At 72.9% G+C, this 14,156-nt stretch carries 10 protein-coding genes and 2 tRNA genes; 3 read left to right on the top strand and 9 right to left on the bottom strand.

Annotated elements, in window-relative coordinates; genetic code table 11:
- Positions 1 to 13 precede the first annotated feature (13 nt).
- Together OHN19_RS22025 and OHN19_RS22020 are read right to left on the bottom strand one after the other, a co-directional pair.
- A tRNA-Arg gene (locus OHN19_RS22025) sits at positions 14 to 86 on the bottom strand.
- 189 nt (positions 87 to 275) lie between these two features.
- Positions 276 to 366, bottom strand: a tRNA-Ser gene (locus OHN19_RS22020).
- A 153-nt stretch (positions 367 to 519) separates the two neighbouring features.
- On the opposite strand from OHN19_RS22020, the gene OHN19_RS22015 reads away from it, so the two are divergent.
- Positions 520 to 975, top strand: coding sequence for an SSI family serine proteinase inhibitor (locus OHN19_RS22015; RefSeq protein WP_330265838.1), 456 nt, complete (start codon positions 520 to 522; stop codon positions 973 to 975).
- Between the two features lie 323 nt (positions 976 to 1,298).
- Positions 1,299 to 6,125: a PAS domain-containing protein gene (locus OHN19_RS22010; RefSeq protein ID WP_330265837.1), complete on the top strand. Its 4,827-nt coding sequence runs from the start codon at positions 1,299 to 1,301 to the stop codon at positions 6,123 to 6,125.
- Between the two features lie 71 nt (positions 6,126 to 6,196).
- Here OHN19_RS22010 and OHN19_RS22005 read toward each other — a convergent pair whose 3' ends face one another.
- A complete protein-coding gene (locus OHN19_RS22005; RefSeq protein WP_330265836.1) occupies positions 6,197 to 6,781 on the bottom strand; it encodes a TetR family transcriptional regulator in 585 nt (194 codons plus the stop codon).
- A gap of 134 nt (positions 6,782 to 6,915) precedes the next feature.
- Between OHN19_RS22005 and OHN19_RS22000 the strand changes: the two genes are divergently transcribed.
- The gene (locus OHN19_RS22000; RefSeq protein WP_330265835.1) at positions 6,916 to 8,142 is read left to right on the top strand and encodes an MFS transporter; all 1,227 of its coding nucleotides are present in this window, start codon (positions 6,916 to 6,918) and stop codon (positions 8,140 to 8,142) included.
- Positions 8,143 to 8,238: 96 nt separating this feature from the next.
- Here the strand turns inward: OHN19_RS22000 and OHN19_RS21995 are convergent, their stop codons facing one another.
- From OHN19_RS21995 to OHN19_RS21970, 6 genes are all read right to left on the bottom strand, one after another.
- Complete coding sequence (locus OHN19_RS21995; protein WP_330265834.1) at positions 8,239 to 9,918, bottom strand: long-chain fatty acid--CoA ligase; 1,680 nt, start codon at positions 9,916 to 9,918, stop codon at positions 8,239 to 8,241.
- Positions 9,919 to 10,039: 121 nt separating this feature from the next.
- Positions 10,040 to 10,597, bottom strand: coding sequence for a SigE family RNA polymerase sigma factor (locus OHN19_RS21990; RefSeq protein WP_330265833.1), 558 nt, complete (start codon positions 10,595 to 10,597; stop codon positions 10,040 to 10,042).
- A gap of 147 nt (positions 10,598 to 10,744) precedes the next feature.
- Positions 10,745 to 11,911: a lipid-transfer protein gene (locus OHN19_RS21985; RefSeq protein WP_330265832.1), complete on the bottom strand. Its 1,167-nt coding sequence runs from the start codon at positions 11,909 to 11,911 to the stop codon at positions 10,745 to 10,747.
- On the bottom strand, positions 11,908 to 12,297 hold the full coding sequence (locus OHN19_RS21980; RefSeq protein WP_330265831.1) for a MaoC family dehydratase: 390 nt from the start codon (positions 12,295 to 12,297) through the stop codon (positions 11,908 to 11,910). The genes OHN19_RS21985 and OHN19_RS21980 overlap by 4 nt, the downstream gene beginning before the upstream one ends.
- Positions 12,294 to 13,229, bottom strand: coding sequence for a bifunctional MaoC family dehydratase N-terminal/OB-fold nucleic acid binding domain-containing protein (locus OHN19_RS21975; RefSeq protein ID WP_419249533.1), 936 nt, complete (start codon positions 13,227 to 13,229; stop codon positions 12,294 to 12,296). Before OHN19_RS21975 ends, OHN19_RS21980 begins: the two co-directional genes overlap by 4 nt.
- Before the next feature lie 337 nt (positions 13,230 to 13,566).
- On the bottom strand, positions 13,567 to 13,881 hold the full coding sequence (locus OHN19_RS21970) for a hypothetical protein (protein WP_330265830.1): 315 nt from the start codon (positions 13,879 to 13,881) through the stop codon (positions 13,567 to 13,569).
- Positions 13,882 to 14,156: the final 275 nt, after the last annotated feature.

Here is a 14,156-nt window from a genome sequence, read left to right as displayed (position 1 = left end):
CTTCTGAGCTATGTGCACTCGGCAGGATTCGAACCTGCAACCTTCTGATCCGTAGTCAGATGCTCTATCCGTTAAGCTACGAGTGCTTGTTCTGTTTTCTCGCCGTTCCTTGCCCTTTCGGGCCGCTCGCGGCGACAGGAAGAACATTACATGACTGCCGCTCGCATGTGAAATCCGTTTGCCATACCCCTTGTGACCTGCGGAAACACCCATCTGAGGGTGGGGGACGACGACGAAGCCCCGGTCCTGGGGACCGGGGCTTCGGTGATCTTGCGCGGAGGCGGAGGGATTTGAACCCTCGATGGGATTTAAGTCCCAAACCGCATTAGCAGTGCGGCGCCATAGACCGGACTAGGCGACGCCTCCCGCACAGCCGCTCGCGCGAGCGCGAGTGGTGCGTGCAGATGATGACACAGCCGCAGGGTGTGTCACCAATCGGTTCCCACGGTACTAGGCGGGCGGCGCCCAGGGCAAAGTGCTTCCGCGCAACGTGCGGCGCCGGCCGGCGTTAGTCAGGGCATGTCACACGTCAGTCAGCGCACCTCACACGTCACCCGGTTCCGCCGGCTCGCCCGGTTGAGCCCGCTCCCCCTCTTCCTCGCCGCCCTCGCCCCCGCGCCCGCCTCGGCGGCGACCGGTGGCGATCACCTCACCGTCACCGTCCGGGACGCGGGCGACCGCAGCGCCACCTATGAGGTGCACTGTCATCCCGGCACGGCATCCGCGCAGGGCACCCACCCCGACCTCGCCGGCGCCTGCGCCGCCGTCGACCGCAACACCCGGTGGGGGCGCGACACCTTCGCGCCCGTCCCCGACGGCAGCGTCTGCACCATGCTCTACGGCGGCCCCGCGACCGCCCACGTCACGGGCACCTGGGCCGGCCGCCCCGTGGACGCCCGGTTCGACCGGAGCAACGGGTGCGAGACAGCGCGCTGGAACCGCTTCGTGCCGCTCCTCCCCGACATGGGCACCTAGCCCCGGCAGCAACCGGGACCGCGCCCAGCCCCCAGCCCCCAGCTCCAAGCACCAAGCACCAAGCACCAAGCACCAAGCACCCAACCCCCGGCACCCGGCACCCAACCCCCGGCACCCACCCCCACCTGCCCCCTGCACGCAGCCCGACATGCCCTCCCCGGATGCGGTCACACGTTCTACTTCACTTCGTCGTGCGACCTCCCTCTCATCCGGCACCCCCGCACAACCGCTGCGCTTAGACTCCCTCGCGTGACACGTCGCGGGCCCCTTGGCAAGATGGCCCGAGCGGTCGGCAAGGTGCGGTAACAGGGAGGAAGCGTCTCGTGAGCAGCAGGCCATCCCGAGGCGCTGCTCGCCTCGCAGCCATACTCGACGCGCTTCCCGATGCGTTGGTGCTGGTCAACGCCAACGGAACCGTCGTCAACGCCAACACCATCGCGCTGGAGGCGTTCGAGGCGCCGGGTACTGCTCTGGTGGGGCGGGGGCTCCTCGATCTGCTGCCCGAGTTCGACTCGCGGCTCATCCCGGGCTCCATGCGCCGGCCCGACCACATGGACCCCCGCGGGCGCACCAAGCCGACCCGGATGGTGGCCAGGAGGACCGACGGGACCGAGTTCCCCGTCGAGGTCACCAGCGCCAACCTGGAGAACGGCCAGCAGGCCTACGACGGTTACGGCTACAGCGGCGACGAACTGCTCATGCTCGTCGTACGGGATCTGACCGGGACCGTCGACACCGAGGCCGAGCTGGCGCGGTCGCAGCGGCAGACCGAGATGATCCTGCGCGCCGCCGCCGAGGGAGTCGTAGGCACCGACACCGACGGGCGGATCGTGCTCGTCAATCCGGCCGCCGCCCAGATACTGGGTTACCGGGCCAGCGACCTGGGCGGCCGTGAACTCCACGACCTCATCCTGCACTCGCGCGCCGACGGCACCCCCTTCTCGTACGAGGAGTCCCCGCTCGCCGACACCCTGCGCTCCGGGCGCAAGCACCGGGTGCGCGGGCAGGTGCTGTGGTCCAAGAAGGGCGAGAAGGTCCCCGTCGACCTGACGACCGCACCCGTGCGCGACGGCGACCAGCTCGTCGGCGCCGTGCTCACCTTCACCGACCGCCGGCCCTACGACGCCCTCGCCGACGAGAAGTCCGCCGCCGAGAAGGCCCACGCCGAGGAGCTGGAGCGGCTCGAGGAGGAGCACGCCTCCGAGCTGACCGCCCTGCGGCAGAAGCACATCACCGAGCTGGAGGAGCTCCAGGAGCGGCACGACGAGGAACTCGCCGCCGGCGAGGAGCGGTACGCCGCGCTCGGGGAGCGCGAGAAGGACCGTTACGAGGCCCTGGCCGGCCGGCACGACCAGCTGCTGACGCTGCTCGGGCGCTCCCTGCGCGGGCCCCTCGACGAACTGCGCCGCGAGCTGTCCACGCTCGCCGCCGACGACGCCGGACAGCTGTGGCCCGAGGCCAACCAGGTCCTGCACCACCTCTCGGCCGGCTACTCCCGGATCACCCACCTCATCGACAACGTCCTCGGCTACCAGCGCCTCGACGCGGGCACCGACGTCGTCGTCCGTACGAACGTCATGCTCGACGCGGTCGTCGCCGCCGGCGTGGACGGCGCGGTCGAGCTCATCGGGCCCGGGCGCGTCCAGTTCGCCGTGCACGCACCGCCCATCGAGGCCGAGGTCGACGCCCAGCGCCTCGCGACCGCGCTCGCGCACCTCATCGCGGACGTCGCCGGGGTCGACGCGACCGGGAACGCCCCCGTGTCCGCGGGCGGTTACATGGACAACACGGTCGTGGTGGCGGCCGCGCAGCGCGGCGAGGGCGTGCGCATCGAGGTGCGCGGGCCGTACGCCGGGGGCGACCCGGTGCACGAGCCGATCGTGCGCGGGATCGTGCGCGCCCACGGCGGTGTGCTCCAGACGCACGAGGTGCCGGGCATGAGCGGCAGCGCGTACGTCCTCGAAGTGCCCATCGGCGGTGGGGCGGGGGCCGTAGCGGTTCCCGGTCCGGCCGCGCTGGAGGCCGCGCCTGCTCCGGTGGACAACGCCCCCGCTCCCGTGGAGAACGCCCCCGCCGAGGGCGGCGGTCGGCGGCGGGCCCGGCGGTCCTCCACCGACTCCTTCCTGGACGGTGACGTCCCGGGCGAGACCGACGAGTCCTCCGCGCCCACCGGGCGGCGCAGGCGGCGGGCCGCCGGCGAACAGGAACAGGCCGTGGCCGTACCGGCACAGGCCTCCGGTGAGGACGGGGACGGCGGCTCCGGTGGTACGGGGCGGCGCCGCGGACGGTCCGCCGAGGGCGCAGAGCTCGAGGCGGGCGACGCCGGGGTGTCCGAGGGTGCCGTGGTGACGGCTGCCGAGTATGCCGCCGGGTCCGCGGCGGTCGGGAGCGGTCTCGGCGGGACCGTGCCGCCGCAGGGCGTGCCCGCGCCGGCCGGGCGCCGGGCCCGTCGCGACGGCGGCGAGCAGCACGCGCTGCCGGCCGCGTTGCCCGCGGGCGGCTCCGCCGGAGCGGGCCAGCAGCCCCAGGGGCAGCTCCAGATCGCCGGGCCGGGCGCGCAGGGCGACGGCGCGCCGCAGCAGGACGGACGCCGGCGGCGGGCGCTCGCCGCCGCGTCGGAGCGAGCGGCGGCGCAGGAGGCGGCGCCCCGATCGGTGTTCGCCCTCCCACCCGCCGACGCGGACCGCCCGACCGACGCCGACGCCAACACGGGCGCGGTGGGGCCGGTTCCGGGACAGATGCCGGTTCAGGTGCAGGTGCCGGGTCAGCTTCCCGGTCAGGCTCAGGTGCCGGGTCAGCAGGGGCAGATCCCGGGTCAGCAAGGGCAGATCCCGGGTCAGCAGGGGCAGGTCCCTGGGCAGACGCAGTTGCCCGGCCAAGGACTGGTCCCCGGACAGCTCCAGCCTCAGGGCCAGGTACGGGGCAGCCTGGGACCGGTCCCTGTTCAGGGCCAGGTCCCGGTCCAGGGGCAGCTGCCTGGACAGGTCCAGGCCCCCGGGCAGGTCCAGGCTCCGGGCCAGGCACAAACTCCGGTTCAGCCGCAGACCGCCGGGCAGAACCAGACCCCGGCGCAGGTCCAGACACCGGCCCCAGGTCAGGTCCCCGCCGCCACCCCTGTCCCCGCCAACGGGCTCCCGCAGGGACCGGGCCAGGCTCTCGTCGCCGGTCAGCCCGGCCCCTCCCACGGTCATGGCGACGACGGCCGGCACGACGCCGTCCCGCACGACCAGGCCGACGACCACACGCCACCGCAGCCGCACCCCACCACCGCGCCGACGGGCCGACGCCGACGGGCCGTCGCCCAGCCGGCCGAGCCGGTCGGCACGCCCGCGCCGGGAGTTCAAGCCCAGGGCCCCGCACAGAGCCTTCCCGCACAGGGCGTTCCCGCACCGGCAGTCGCGCCCGGCCCGGTCGTTCCCGGTCAGCCGGCTCCAGGTCAGGCCGTGCCCGCAGGAGTTCCTACGGCCCCTGCGCCGCAGGTCCCCGCCGCAGTGCCGCCGGGGCAGTACCCGGGGGTCCCCGTGCAGAACGCCACCGGGCAGGCCGGCCTCGTCCCGCAGGCCGTCGCCGCCCCGGCCTCACCCATGCAGGCCGCTCCTCCGCAGCCCGCCCCGGCACAGCCCGTCCCGGCACAGCCCGTCCTCCCGCAAGGTGTGCCCGGGCAGAACGGCGTCCCGGCCCAGCCCGCTCTCGCGCAGCCCGGCCAGCCCCTCCCCGCCGAGGCACCCCAGTCGCAGGTCCCGGCCCAGGGGACGCCCGCCGCCCAGCCCTGGCTCACCGCCCAGGACACCCCCGCCGTACCGGCGAACGGCGCCGCCACCGCCGTACCACCGCAGCAGGCGACCCCCCAGCCCGCGCAGGCGCCCGAAGCCGGGCCGGCCACTCCGGCGCCCGGCGTCCAGGTGCCCGCGGAGGCAGCGCAGGCGCAGGCCCGGGCGGCACAACCGCTCCCCGCGGAAACCGCGACGGCAGCCGCGGCTGCCGCCCCCGCCCCCGTCGACCCCAACTCCACCCAGGGCCGCGCCTTCAGTGTGCGGACGCTCGGGCAGGGTGTGCCGTTCACCCGGCAGGCGGCGCAGGTGCAGCAGCCGGGGGCGGCCACGCCTCCGCCGCACCAGCCGGGCGGTTCGGGGCGGCGGCGCAAGCTCGGCACCCGGCCCGACCCCGCGGTCGCCACGGCGGCCCCGGAGCAGGCGGCGCGTCCGCATCCCGCGGCCGAACAGTCCGCAGCGGGGGCGCAGGCACCGCAGCCGCAGCCCTCGTTGGCCGGGCAGTCGCGGCTCGCGCATGCCACCGAGGCGGCCGGGCGGTCGTACGCCATAGGGGCGCCGGACGAGAACGCCGCCGAGGGGCCCGAGCCGCTGGACGGTCCCGGTGGGGCCGTCGAGATCCCGGACACCCCGCGGCCGCAGCCGATGGACGACGAACTGCCCCCGGAGCCGCTGGACAACCCGCGGCGGCTGCTGGTGTGGCCGGCGCCGGACGTGACGACCCAGCAGGCGCTCAGCGACCGCGGGTACCGGCCCGTCATCGTGCAGTCGCGCGAGGAGGTCGACGCGCAGATCGCGGCCTTCCCCGCCGCGCTGTTCGTGGACCCGCTGACCGGGCCGATCACCCGGACCGCGCTCCAGTCGCTCCGGCAGGCGGCGGTGGCGTCCGAGGTGCCGATCATGGTGACCGCGGGGCTCGGACAGGCCTCGCGGGAGGCGGCCTACGGCGCCGATCCCGCCGTACTGCTCAAGGCGCTGGCGCCCCGGGACAGCGAGCAGCATCCGCCGCGGGTGCTGCTGATCGAGGAGCACGCGGAGATCGCGCTGGCGCTCACGGCGACGCTGGAGCGGCGGGGGATGCAGGTCGCTCGTGCGGCCAGTGACGCGGACGCGGTGACCCTGGCCGGTCAGCTCCGGCCGAACCTGGTCGTGATGGACCTCATGCAGGTGCATCGGCGCAGGGCCGGGATCGTGGACTGGCTGCGGGCGAACGGGCAGCTGAACCGGACGCCGCTGGTGGTGTACACGGCTGCCGTGGATCAGGCGGATCTGCCTCGGCTGGCTTCCGGGGAGACGGTTCTGTTCCTCGCGGAGCGGTCGACCAGTGCGGAGGTTCAGGCGCGGATCGTGGATCTGCTGGCCAGGATCGGGACGAACTAGGGGCGCGCGCCGTCGTCGTCCACCGGTGCGTCGTGGCCGGTCGCGCAGTTCCCCGGGCCCCTGAAACCCCCCTACTTGGCCACCAGCCGCCGTGCCGCCTCCCGCACCGACGCCCGTAGTCGGTCCCGGTCCGCGTCCTCGCCGCCCACCAGGATCCGTTTCATCTGCGGGACCACCGCCGCCCAGTTCGCGACCGCGATCAGCAGGAACAGCAGGTCGCGGGGTGGGATCGCGTCGGTGACGACGCCCCGCTGCTGGCCGTCCCGGAGCGTGGCGACCTTGCGGCGGTAGTGCTCCTGGCGCTCCGCCTCGTCCGGGAGCTCGGCCGTCGCGCCGTACTCCAGGCCCTCCCAGAAGAGCAGGCGCAGCACCTCGGGGTGGGCCTCGTGGTAGTCCATGAGGCGGTCGATCCAGTTCTCGATGTCGTCCGGGTCGACCGGTACGGCGACGGCGAGGTCGAGCATGGCCTTGCCGAGGACCTGGGTGAACAGCTCCGCCTTGTTGCCGAAGTAGGCGTAGATCAGCTGCTTGTTGGCCTTGGCCTCGGTCGCGATGCGGTCGATGCGGGCGCCCGCGATGCCGTGGCGGGCGAACTCCGCGACCGCCGCCTCGAAGATCCGGGCCTTGGTCGCCTCGGGGTCCCTTGCTGCTGCCATGGGGTTCAGGGTAGGGGCAGGAAGAGAAGTAACCAACTATTTGGTTGACAGGGAATCGACCGGCCTCCCACACTGTTGGACTGTTCCAACCAACCAGTTAGTTGTGAGAGCCGACTCGAAGGAGTCCTCCGGTCATGCCGACAGCAACCGCCACCGCAGCAGGACGGTCCACCGCGGCGGCCCCCGCCCAGCGTGCGGGCTCGCTGCTCCTCGTCCTCATCGCCGTCTGCACCGCCGTCACGGCCGCCAACATCTACCTCGCGGCCCCGCTGCTCCCCCTCATCGCCCACGACTACGGCTCCACCCCCGCCGCGGTGGCCTGGATCGCCTCGGTCGCGCAGTTCGGCTACGCCTTCGGGCTCCTCGTCTTCGCCCCGCTCGGCGACAGCGTGAACCGGCGCCGACTGGTCGCCGTCCTCTCGCTCGTCACCACCGCCGCCCTGACCGCCGGGGCCCTCGCGTCCGGCACCACCGCCCTCGCGGCCGCCGTCCTGGTCGCCTCCGCGGCCACCGTCGTCCCCCAGCTGCTGGTCCCGCTGGTCGCCCAGCGCGCCCCCGCCGACCGCCGGGCCCGGCATGTGGCGGCCGTCATCGCGGGCCTGTTCACCGGGGTCGTCGCGGCCCGGGTGCTCGGCGGGCTGATCGGACAGGCCTTCGGCTGGCGGGTGGTGTTCGTGGGCGCGGCCGTGCTGACGGCCGCGCTCGGACTCGCGACGGCCTACGCCCTGCCCGCCGAGCGGCCCCGCCGCTCCGGCCCGCTCTTCTCCGGGCTGACCACCCTGCCGTCCGTCGTCCGCCGCTCGCCCGACCTGTGGCGCGCGTGCGTGCGGCAGGCGGGGATGTACGGCGCCTGGAGCGCGCTGTGGACCTCGCTGGCCCTGCTGCTGACCGGCCCGTCCTACGGCCTGTCGACCGCCACGGCCGGGCTCTTCGGCCTCTTCGGACTCGCCGCGAGCGTGGTGGCGCCGCTGGCCGGCGGGTTCGTGGACCGCTTCGGCGCCGCGAAGGTCGTGCGGTCGGCGTATCTGCTGGCCGCGGTGTCCGTGCCGCTGTTCTGGCTGGGCGGGCACACGCTCGGGGCCCTGTTCGTGGCGGCGATCGCCGTGCACGCGGCCCTGGTCGCCTCCCATGTCGCCAACCAGACCCTGGCCCTGACCACGACCTCGACCCCGGCGACCGCCAACACGGCGTACGTGGTGGCGGGCTTCGCGGGCGGCGCGTCGGCCTCCGCGCTGGCGGGGTCGGCGTTCGGCTGGTGGGGCTGGGGCGGCGTGTGCGCGGTCGCGGGGGTGTGGCTGGGGCTGGGGTGGCTCACCACGTCGGTACGCCTGGGGTGGCTCACCCCGTCGGCACGGCGGTGACCAGGCCGCCGACCTCCGGCGAGGCTTGTGCCGTACGGCGGTCAGGGTGCCCCGGTTCTCGTCCGGGCGCCCTGCCCGCCGTACCCCTCATGCCGCTCAGAGCTTGGTGACGTCCAGCCCGCCCTCGGCATATTGCTTTCGCAGGACCTTCTTGTCGAACTTTCCGACGCTCGTCTTCGGGACCGACTCGATGATCGACCAGCGCTCCGGGAGCTGCCACTTGGCGATCTTGCAGACGTCGCTCGCGAGGAAGGCGCGCAGGGACTCGAAGTCGGCGGTGGAGCCCTCCTTCAGGACGACCGTGGCCAGGGGGCGCTCGCCCCACTTGTCGTCGGGGACGGCGACGACCGCGGCCTCGGTGACGTCCGGGTGGGACATCAGGGCGTTCTCCAGGTCCACGGACGAGATCCACTCGCCGCCGGACTTGATGACGTCCTTGGCGCGGTCGGTGAGGGTGAGGAAGCCGTCGGGGGAGATGGTGCCGACGTCGCCGGTCTTCAGCCAGCCGTCCTCGCTGAACTTGTCGGCGGGGCGCAGGGGTTCGGCGTCGGGGCCGTTGTAGTAGGCGCCGGCGATCCAGGGGCCGCGGACCTCCAGCTCGCCCGCGGACTCGCCGTCCCAGGGCAGGCGCTCGCCGCCGGGGCCGGTGAGGCGGGCCTCGACGGAGGCCGGGAAGCGGCCCTGGGTGAGGCGGTAGGCGAACTCCTCGTCGGTGCCGACGACATGGGCCGGCGGGCGGGCGATGGTGCCGAGCGGGGAGGTCTCCGTCATGCCCCAGGCGTGGCAGACCCGCATGCCCAGCGCGTCGAAGGCCTCCATCAGGGAGGGCGGACAGGCCGAGCCGCCGATGGTGACCTGGGTGAGCGAGGAGACGTCACGCGGCTTGGCGGTGAGCTCGGCGAGCAGGCCCTGCCAGATGGTGGGGACGGCCGCCGCGTGGGTCGGCTTCTCGCGCTCGATCATCTCGGCGAGGGGCGCGGGCTGGAGGAAGCGGTCCGGCATCAGCATGTTGACGCCGGTCATGAAGGTGGCGTGCGGCAGGCCCCAGGCGTTGACGTGGAACTGGGGGACGACCACGAGTGAGGTGTCCTGGTCGGTCAGGCCCATCGACTGGGCCATGTTGACCTGCATGGAGTGCAGGTAGATGGAACGGTGGCTGTAGACCACGCCCTTGGGGTCGCCCGTGGTGCCGGAGGTGTAGCACATGGCGGCGGCCTGGCGTTCGTCCAGCTCGGGCCAGTCGTAGCCGGTGGGCTTGCCCGCGATCAGGTCCTCGTACTCGTGCACGCGCGCGTGGGTGCCTTCGAGCGCGGTGCGGTCGCCGGGGCCCGAGACCACCACGTGCTCGACCGTCTTGAGGTGCGGGAGCAGCGGGGCGAGCAGGGGGAGCAGCGAGCCGTTGGCGATGACGACGCGGTCGGCCGCGTGGCCCACGATCCAGGCCAGCTGGTCCGGGGGGAGGCGGAGGTTCAGGGTGTGCAGGACCGCGCCCATGGAAGGGATCGCGAAGTAGGCCTCGACATGCTCGGCGTTGTTCCACATCAGGGTCGCCACGCGCTCGTCGGCGGTGACGCCGAGGTCCTCGCGCAGGGCGTGTGCCAGCTGGGCGGCGCGGGTGCCGACCTCGGCGAAGGAGCGGCGGTGCGGCTCCGGCTCGCCGGTCCAGGTGGTCACCTGTGAGGTGCCGTGGATCGACGACCCGTGGGTCAGGATCCTGGAGATCAGCAGCGGTACGTCCTGCATGGTGCTCAGCACGGCGTCCTCCCGGGGCGACATTGCCTACGCGGTAGTAAGGGATGCGCCGATTCTGCGCACATACCGCGCGGTATGTCACTAGAGCCGGGCGATCGATCACGTCACGTTGTGTTCACAACGGACGGCCCGCCCGCTCGGTTCCCTACCTGGCGAGTACCAGCTCGGGGTCCTCGCGGAGCTTGCCCAGCGCCCGGGAGACCGCCGACTTCACGGTCCCGACCGAGACGCCGAGCACCTCGGCCGTCTGCACCTCGCTGAGGTCCTCGTAGTACCTGAGGACGACCATCGCGCGCTGCCGGGCGGGCAGTTTCATGATCGCCCGCCACATGGCGTCGTGCAGGGCCTGCTGCTCGGCGGGGTCGTCCTCGCCGGGGCCGGTCTCGGGCTCGGGGATCTCGTCGGTCGCGAACTCGTCGACCTTGCGCTTGCGCCACTGCGAGGTACGGGTGTTCAGCAGGGCGCGGCGCACATAGCCGTCGAGGGCCCGGTGGTCCTCGATGCGCTCCCAGGCGACGTAGGTCTTGGTCAGGGCGGTCTGCAGCAGGTCCTCCGCGTCGCTCGGGTTCGCGGTCAGCGACCGGGCGGTACGCAGCAGCACCGGCTGGCGGGCCTTCACGTACGAGGCGAACGAGGGGTACGCGAGGGTCTGCGTCGCCGGGACGGCGGCCTTCGAAGCGCTGGTGCAGACGGGTGTGGTCATGGCTCCACGCTAGGTTCGAGACCGCCTCCCCCTCATCGGCCACAGGTCCCGAAGACGACTCCGCCTCAGGTTGTAGAGGTGGGGCTGACTGCACCTCCTGTAGGTGGACGAGGACGGTCGGGGTACTGCGGGTTCACCCCTGCGGGCTCACCCGTCCGCGGTGAGCACGAGCCCGGACGTCGGCACCCCGGTCCCCGCCGTCACCAGGACGCGTCCCGCCTGCGGCACCTGGTTCACCGCCGTCCCCCGCACCTGGCGTACGGCTTCCGCGATGCCGTTCATCCCGTGGAGGTACGCCTCGCCCAGCTGGCCGCCGTGGGTGTTGAGCGGGACGCGGTCCTCGCGGACGAACTCCGCCGCCTCCCCCTTTCCGCAGAAGCCGAACTCCTCCAGCTGCATCAGGACGAACGGGGTGAAGTGGTCGTAGAGGATCGCCACGTCGATGTCCTCGGCGGTGAGGCCGCTGGTGTGCCAGAGGCGGCGGGCGACCACGCTCATCTCGGGGAGGCCGGTGAGGTCGTCGCGGTAGAAGCTGGTCATCTGTTCCTGGGCCCGGCCGGCGCCCTGGGCGGCGGCCGCGATCACGGCGGGCCGCTGCGCGAGGGCACGCGCGCGTGCGAGGGACGTGACGACGATCGCCTGGCCGCCGTCGGTCTCCTGGCAGCAGTCGAGGAGTCTGAGCGGCTCGACGATCCAGCGGGAGGCCGCGTGGTCGGCGAGGGTGATGGGGCGGCCGTGGAACCAGGCCGCCGGGTTGGTGGCCGCGTACCGGCGGTCGGTCACGGCCACGTGCCCGAAGGCCTCCGGGGTGAGGCCGTAGGTGTGCAGATAGCGCTGGGCCGCCATCGCCACCCAGGAGGCCGGGGTGAGCAGGCCGAAGGGGAGGGACCAGCCGAGGGCGACCCCCTCGGCGGAGGGTTCGCGGTGCTGGACGCCGGAGCCGAAGCGGCGGCCCGAGCGCTCGTTGAAGGCGCGGTAGCAGACGACCACCTCGGCCACGCCCGCCGCGATCGCCATGGCCGCCTGCTGGACGGTCGCGCAGGCCGCGCCGCCGCCGTAGTGGACCCGGGAGAAGAAGGACAGCTGGCCGATCCCGCAGGCCTGGGCGACGGTGATCTCGGGGCTGGTGTCCATCGTGAAGGTGACCATGCCGTCCACGTCGGCGGGGGTGAGGCCGGCGTCGTCGAGGGCCGCGCGGACCGCCTCGGCGGCCAGCCGCAGCTCGCTGCGGCCGGAGTCCTTGGAGAACTCGGTGGCGCCGATGCCGGCGATCGCGGCCCGTCCGCCGAGCCGGTCACGCGCGTGTGTGCTCATTCGGCGCTCCCCAGGGTGAGGGTGACCGTGCCCGTCACGTGGTGGCCGAGACCGTTGGCCCCTACGACCCGGACGGTCGCGGTGGTGCCTTCCACGGCTTCTATCGTCCCGGTCAACACCATGGTGTCCCCGGGGTAGTTGGGGGCGCCCAGTCTGATCGCCACCTTCCTGAGCACCGCGCGTGGCCCGAAGTGGTCGGTGAGGTAGCGGCCGACCAGGCCGTTCGTCGTCAGGATGTTCATGAAGACGTCCGGGGAGCCCTTCGCGCGGGCCGCCTCCGGGTCGTGGTGCACGTCCTGGTAGTCCCGGGAGGCGATGGCCCCGGCGACGATCAGGGTGCGGGTGACCGGGATCTCCAGGGGCGGCAGTTCGTCTCCGGGCCTCATGCGTCCTCCTCGGCGGCGCTGAAGACGGGGAGCACCAGGTCGTCGTCGTAGGACCGGAATTCCAGCCGTACCGGCATCCCGATCCGCACCTTGTCGTACGGCGTCCCGACCACGTTGCTGATCATCCGTACGCCCTCGGCGAGTTGGACCAGGGCGACGGCGTAAGGCGGGTCAAATGCCGGGAAGGGCGGGTGGTGCATGACGACGTACGAGTAGACCGTGCCCTCGCCGCCCGCCTCGACGGTGTCCCAGTCGGGGCCGCCGCAGTGGGCGCAGCCGGGGAGCCAGGGGAAGCGGAGGGTGGCGCAGGCGGTGCAGCGCTGGATGAGCAGCCGGTGGCGGGCTACGCCCTCCCAGAAGCCGGCGTTGTCGCGGTTGACGACGGGACGGGGGCGGGCGGGGCGGGGCTCGGCCTTCTTCCGGCCCGCGGGGGCGTACTTGAGGATGCGGAAGCGGTGGGTGCCGACGAGGGTGTCGCCCACGCGGACGTCGGTGCGGGTGGTGACGAAGTGGCCGGTGCCGAGCTTGGTGGTCTTCCTGGCCGAGACCGACTCGATGACGGTGTCGAAGGTGATCTCGTCGCCGGGGCGCAGCGGGCGCAGGTACTCCTGCTCGCAGTCGGTGGCGACGACCGAGGTGCAGCCGGACTCGTCGAGGAGGGCGAGGAGTTCGTCGTACGCCCGTGCGCGGCCGGTGTGTCCGGTGAGGCCGCCCATCGTCCAGGCCTGGAGCATGGTGGGCGGGGCGACGGCGTCGGGGCCGGTGTAGGCGGGGTTGGTGTCGCCGAGGGCCTCGCACCAGTGGCGGATCATGGGGACGTTGACGGGGTCCTTGCCGGTGGCGGCCACGGCGGCGGGGTGTCCTTCGTAGGCCTTGAGCCGGGCCGTCAGGCCGTCTTCGTGCACGGGGTCCAGGGGGTCCACGGGGTCCACGGGGCGCACGCCTCCCTCGCTCACGGGTTTCTGACTGTCCGTCAGATGTGACGGGATGTCAAGGTCGTCTCGGAGCTGCCGGACACGTTTGAGGGGCGCCGCCGGACGCGCCTGCGGGGCACCACCGGTCACGGCTGCGCGACCCCACCGGTCACGGCTTCGGCGACGCCCCGCGAACACGCCTGCGCGGCGGCGCCGAAGCACCGCCGCGCGGACGTGTCACCTCCCCGAGCCCCCCCGAGGTCCCCCGAACTCCCCCCCAAGCCCCTCCCGAAGCACCCCCCGAGCACCCCCCGAAGCCCCCCGTCGAGGGCCCGTCAGCCCTCGTGGATCGCCGTCACCACCACAGCGGGGAGAAGTTGACGGACGTGTTGTTGTTGCCCTGGTTGACGGCCGTGAACGCGGAGCCGTTGACCTGGGCGGTGTTGCTCTGGTTCGAGGCGCCCGAGCCGACGGCGTTCTGCTGTGTGGTGGACGAGTTGCCGTTGTTGTCGTGCCCCACGCCACTGCCCACGATGCTCGCGACACCCGCGTTCGATCCGTTGTCCGCGAAGCCGCCGTTGTCCGCCGCCGCGACGCCGGTGAAGAGCGCGGCGGCGAGCGGGAGGGCGGAGACGGCGGCGAGGACGCGGGCGGTACGGATGCTTGCCATGGTGTTTCCTCCAGAACCCGGCCTGGTGCCGGTTGTACGTCAAGTAGGGCTGTTTCCGGGGCAGTTGGCCGACCGTCCCGGGCTGTGCACGACGTCGCGAGACCAGAGTTGCCCACCGAATCCCCGGCGAACCAGAGCGGAAGGGGTTATTCCCCCTGAAGCGTGAGGACAAGTCGATAAACCCCTTTCGCGACTTCACCGGGCAGTTCGGGGTGAGGGGGACGGTTGGTGATCAAGCGCGGCAAGAGGGAAAGCGTTCCGGCACATTTCCAGCC

This window comes from Streptomyces griseorubiginosus (assembly GCF_036345115.1).
In the GTDB taxonomy this organism is placed as follows: Bacteria; Actinomycetota; Actinomycetes; order Streptomycetales; family Streptomycetaceae; genus Streptomyces; species Streptomyces griseorubiginosus_C.
Note: the sequence above shows the minus strand (reverse complement) of the source record. Positions and strands in the feature narration are given on the sequence as shown.

Excerpts from the sequence above, each read along its gene's own strand:
- OHN19_RS22015 (WP_330265838.1), top strand. The coding sequence starts at position 520 with ATGTCACACGTCAGTCAGCGCACCTCACACGTCACCCGGTTCCGCCGG.
- OHN19_RS22005 (WP_330265836.1), bottom strand. The coding sequence starts at position 6,781 with ATGGCAGCAGCAAGGGACCCCGAGGCGACCAAGGCCCGGATCTTCGAG.
- OHN19_RS22000 (WP_330265835.1), top strand. The coding sequence starts at position 6,916 with ATGCCGACAGCAACCGCCACCGCAGCAGGACGGTCCACCGCGGCGGCC.
- OHN19_RS21995 (WP_330265834.1), bottom strand. The coding sequence starts at position 9,918 with ATGTCGCCCCGGGAGGACGCCGTGCTGAGCACCATGCAGGACGTACCG.
- OHN19_RS21990 (WP_330265833.1), bottom strand. The coding sequence starts at position 10,597 with ATGACCACACCCGTCTGCACCAGCGCTTCGAAGGCCGCCGTCCCGGCG.
- OHN19_RS21985 (WP_330265832.1), bottom strand. The coding sequence starts at position 11,911 with ATGAGCACACACGCGCGTGACCGGCTCGGCGGACGGGCCGCGATCGCC.
- OHN19_RS21980 (WP_330265831.1), bottom strand. The coding sequence starts at position 12,297 with ATGAGGCCCGGAGACGAACTGCCGCCCCTGGAGATCCCGGTCACCCGC.
- OHN19_RS21970 (WP_330265830.1), bottom strand. The coding sequence starts at position 13,881 with ATGGCAAGCATCCGTACCGCCCGCGTCCTCGCCGCCGTCTCCGCCCTC.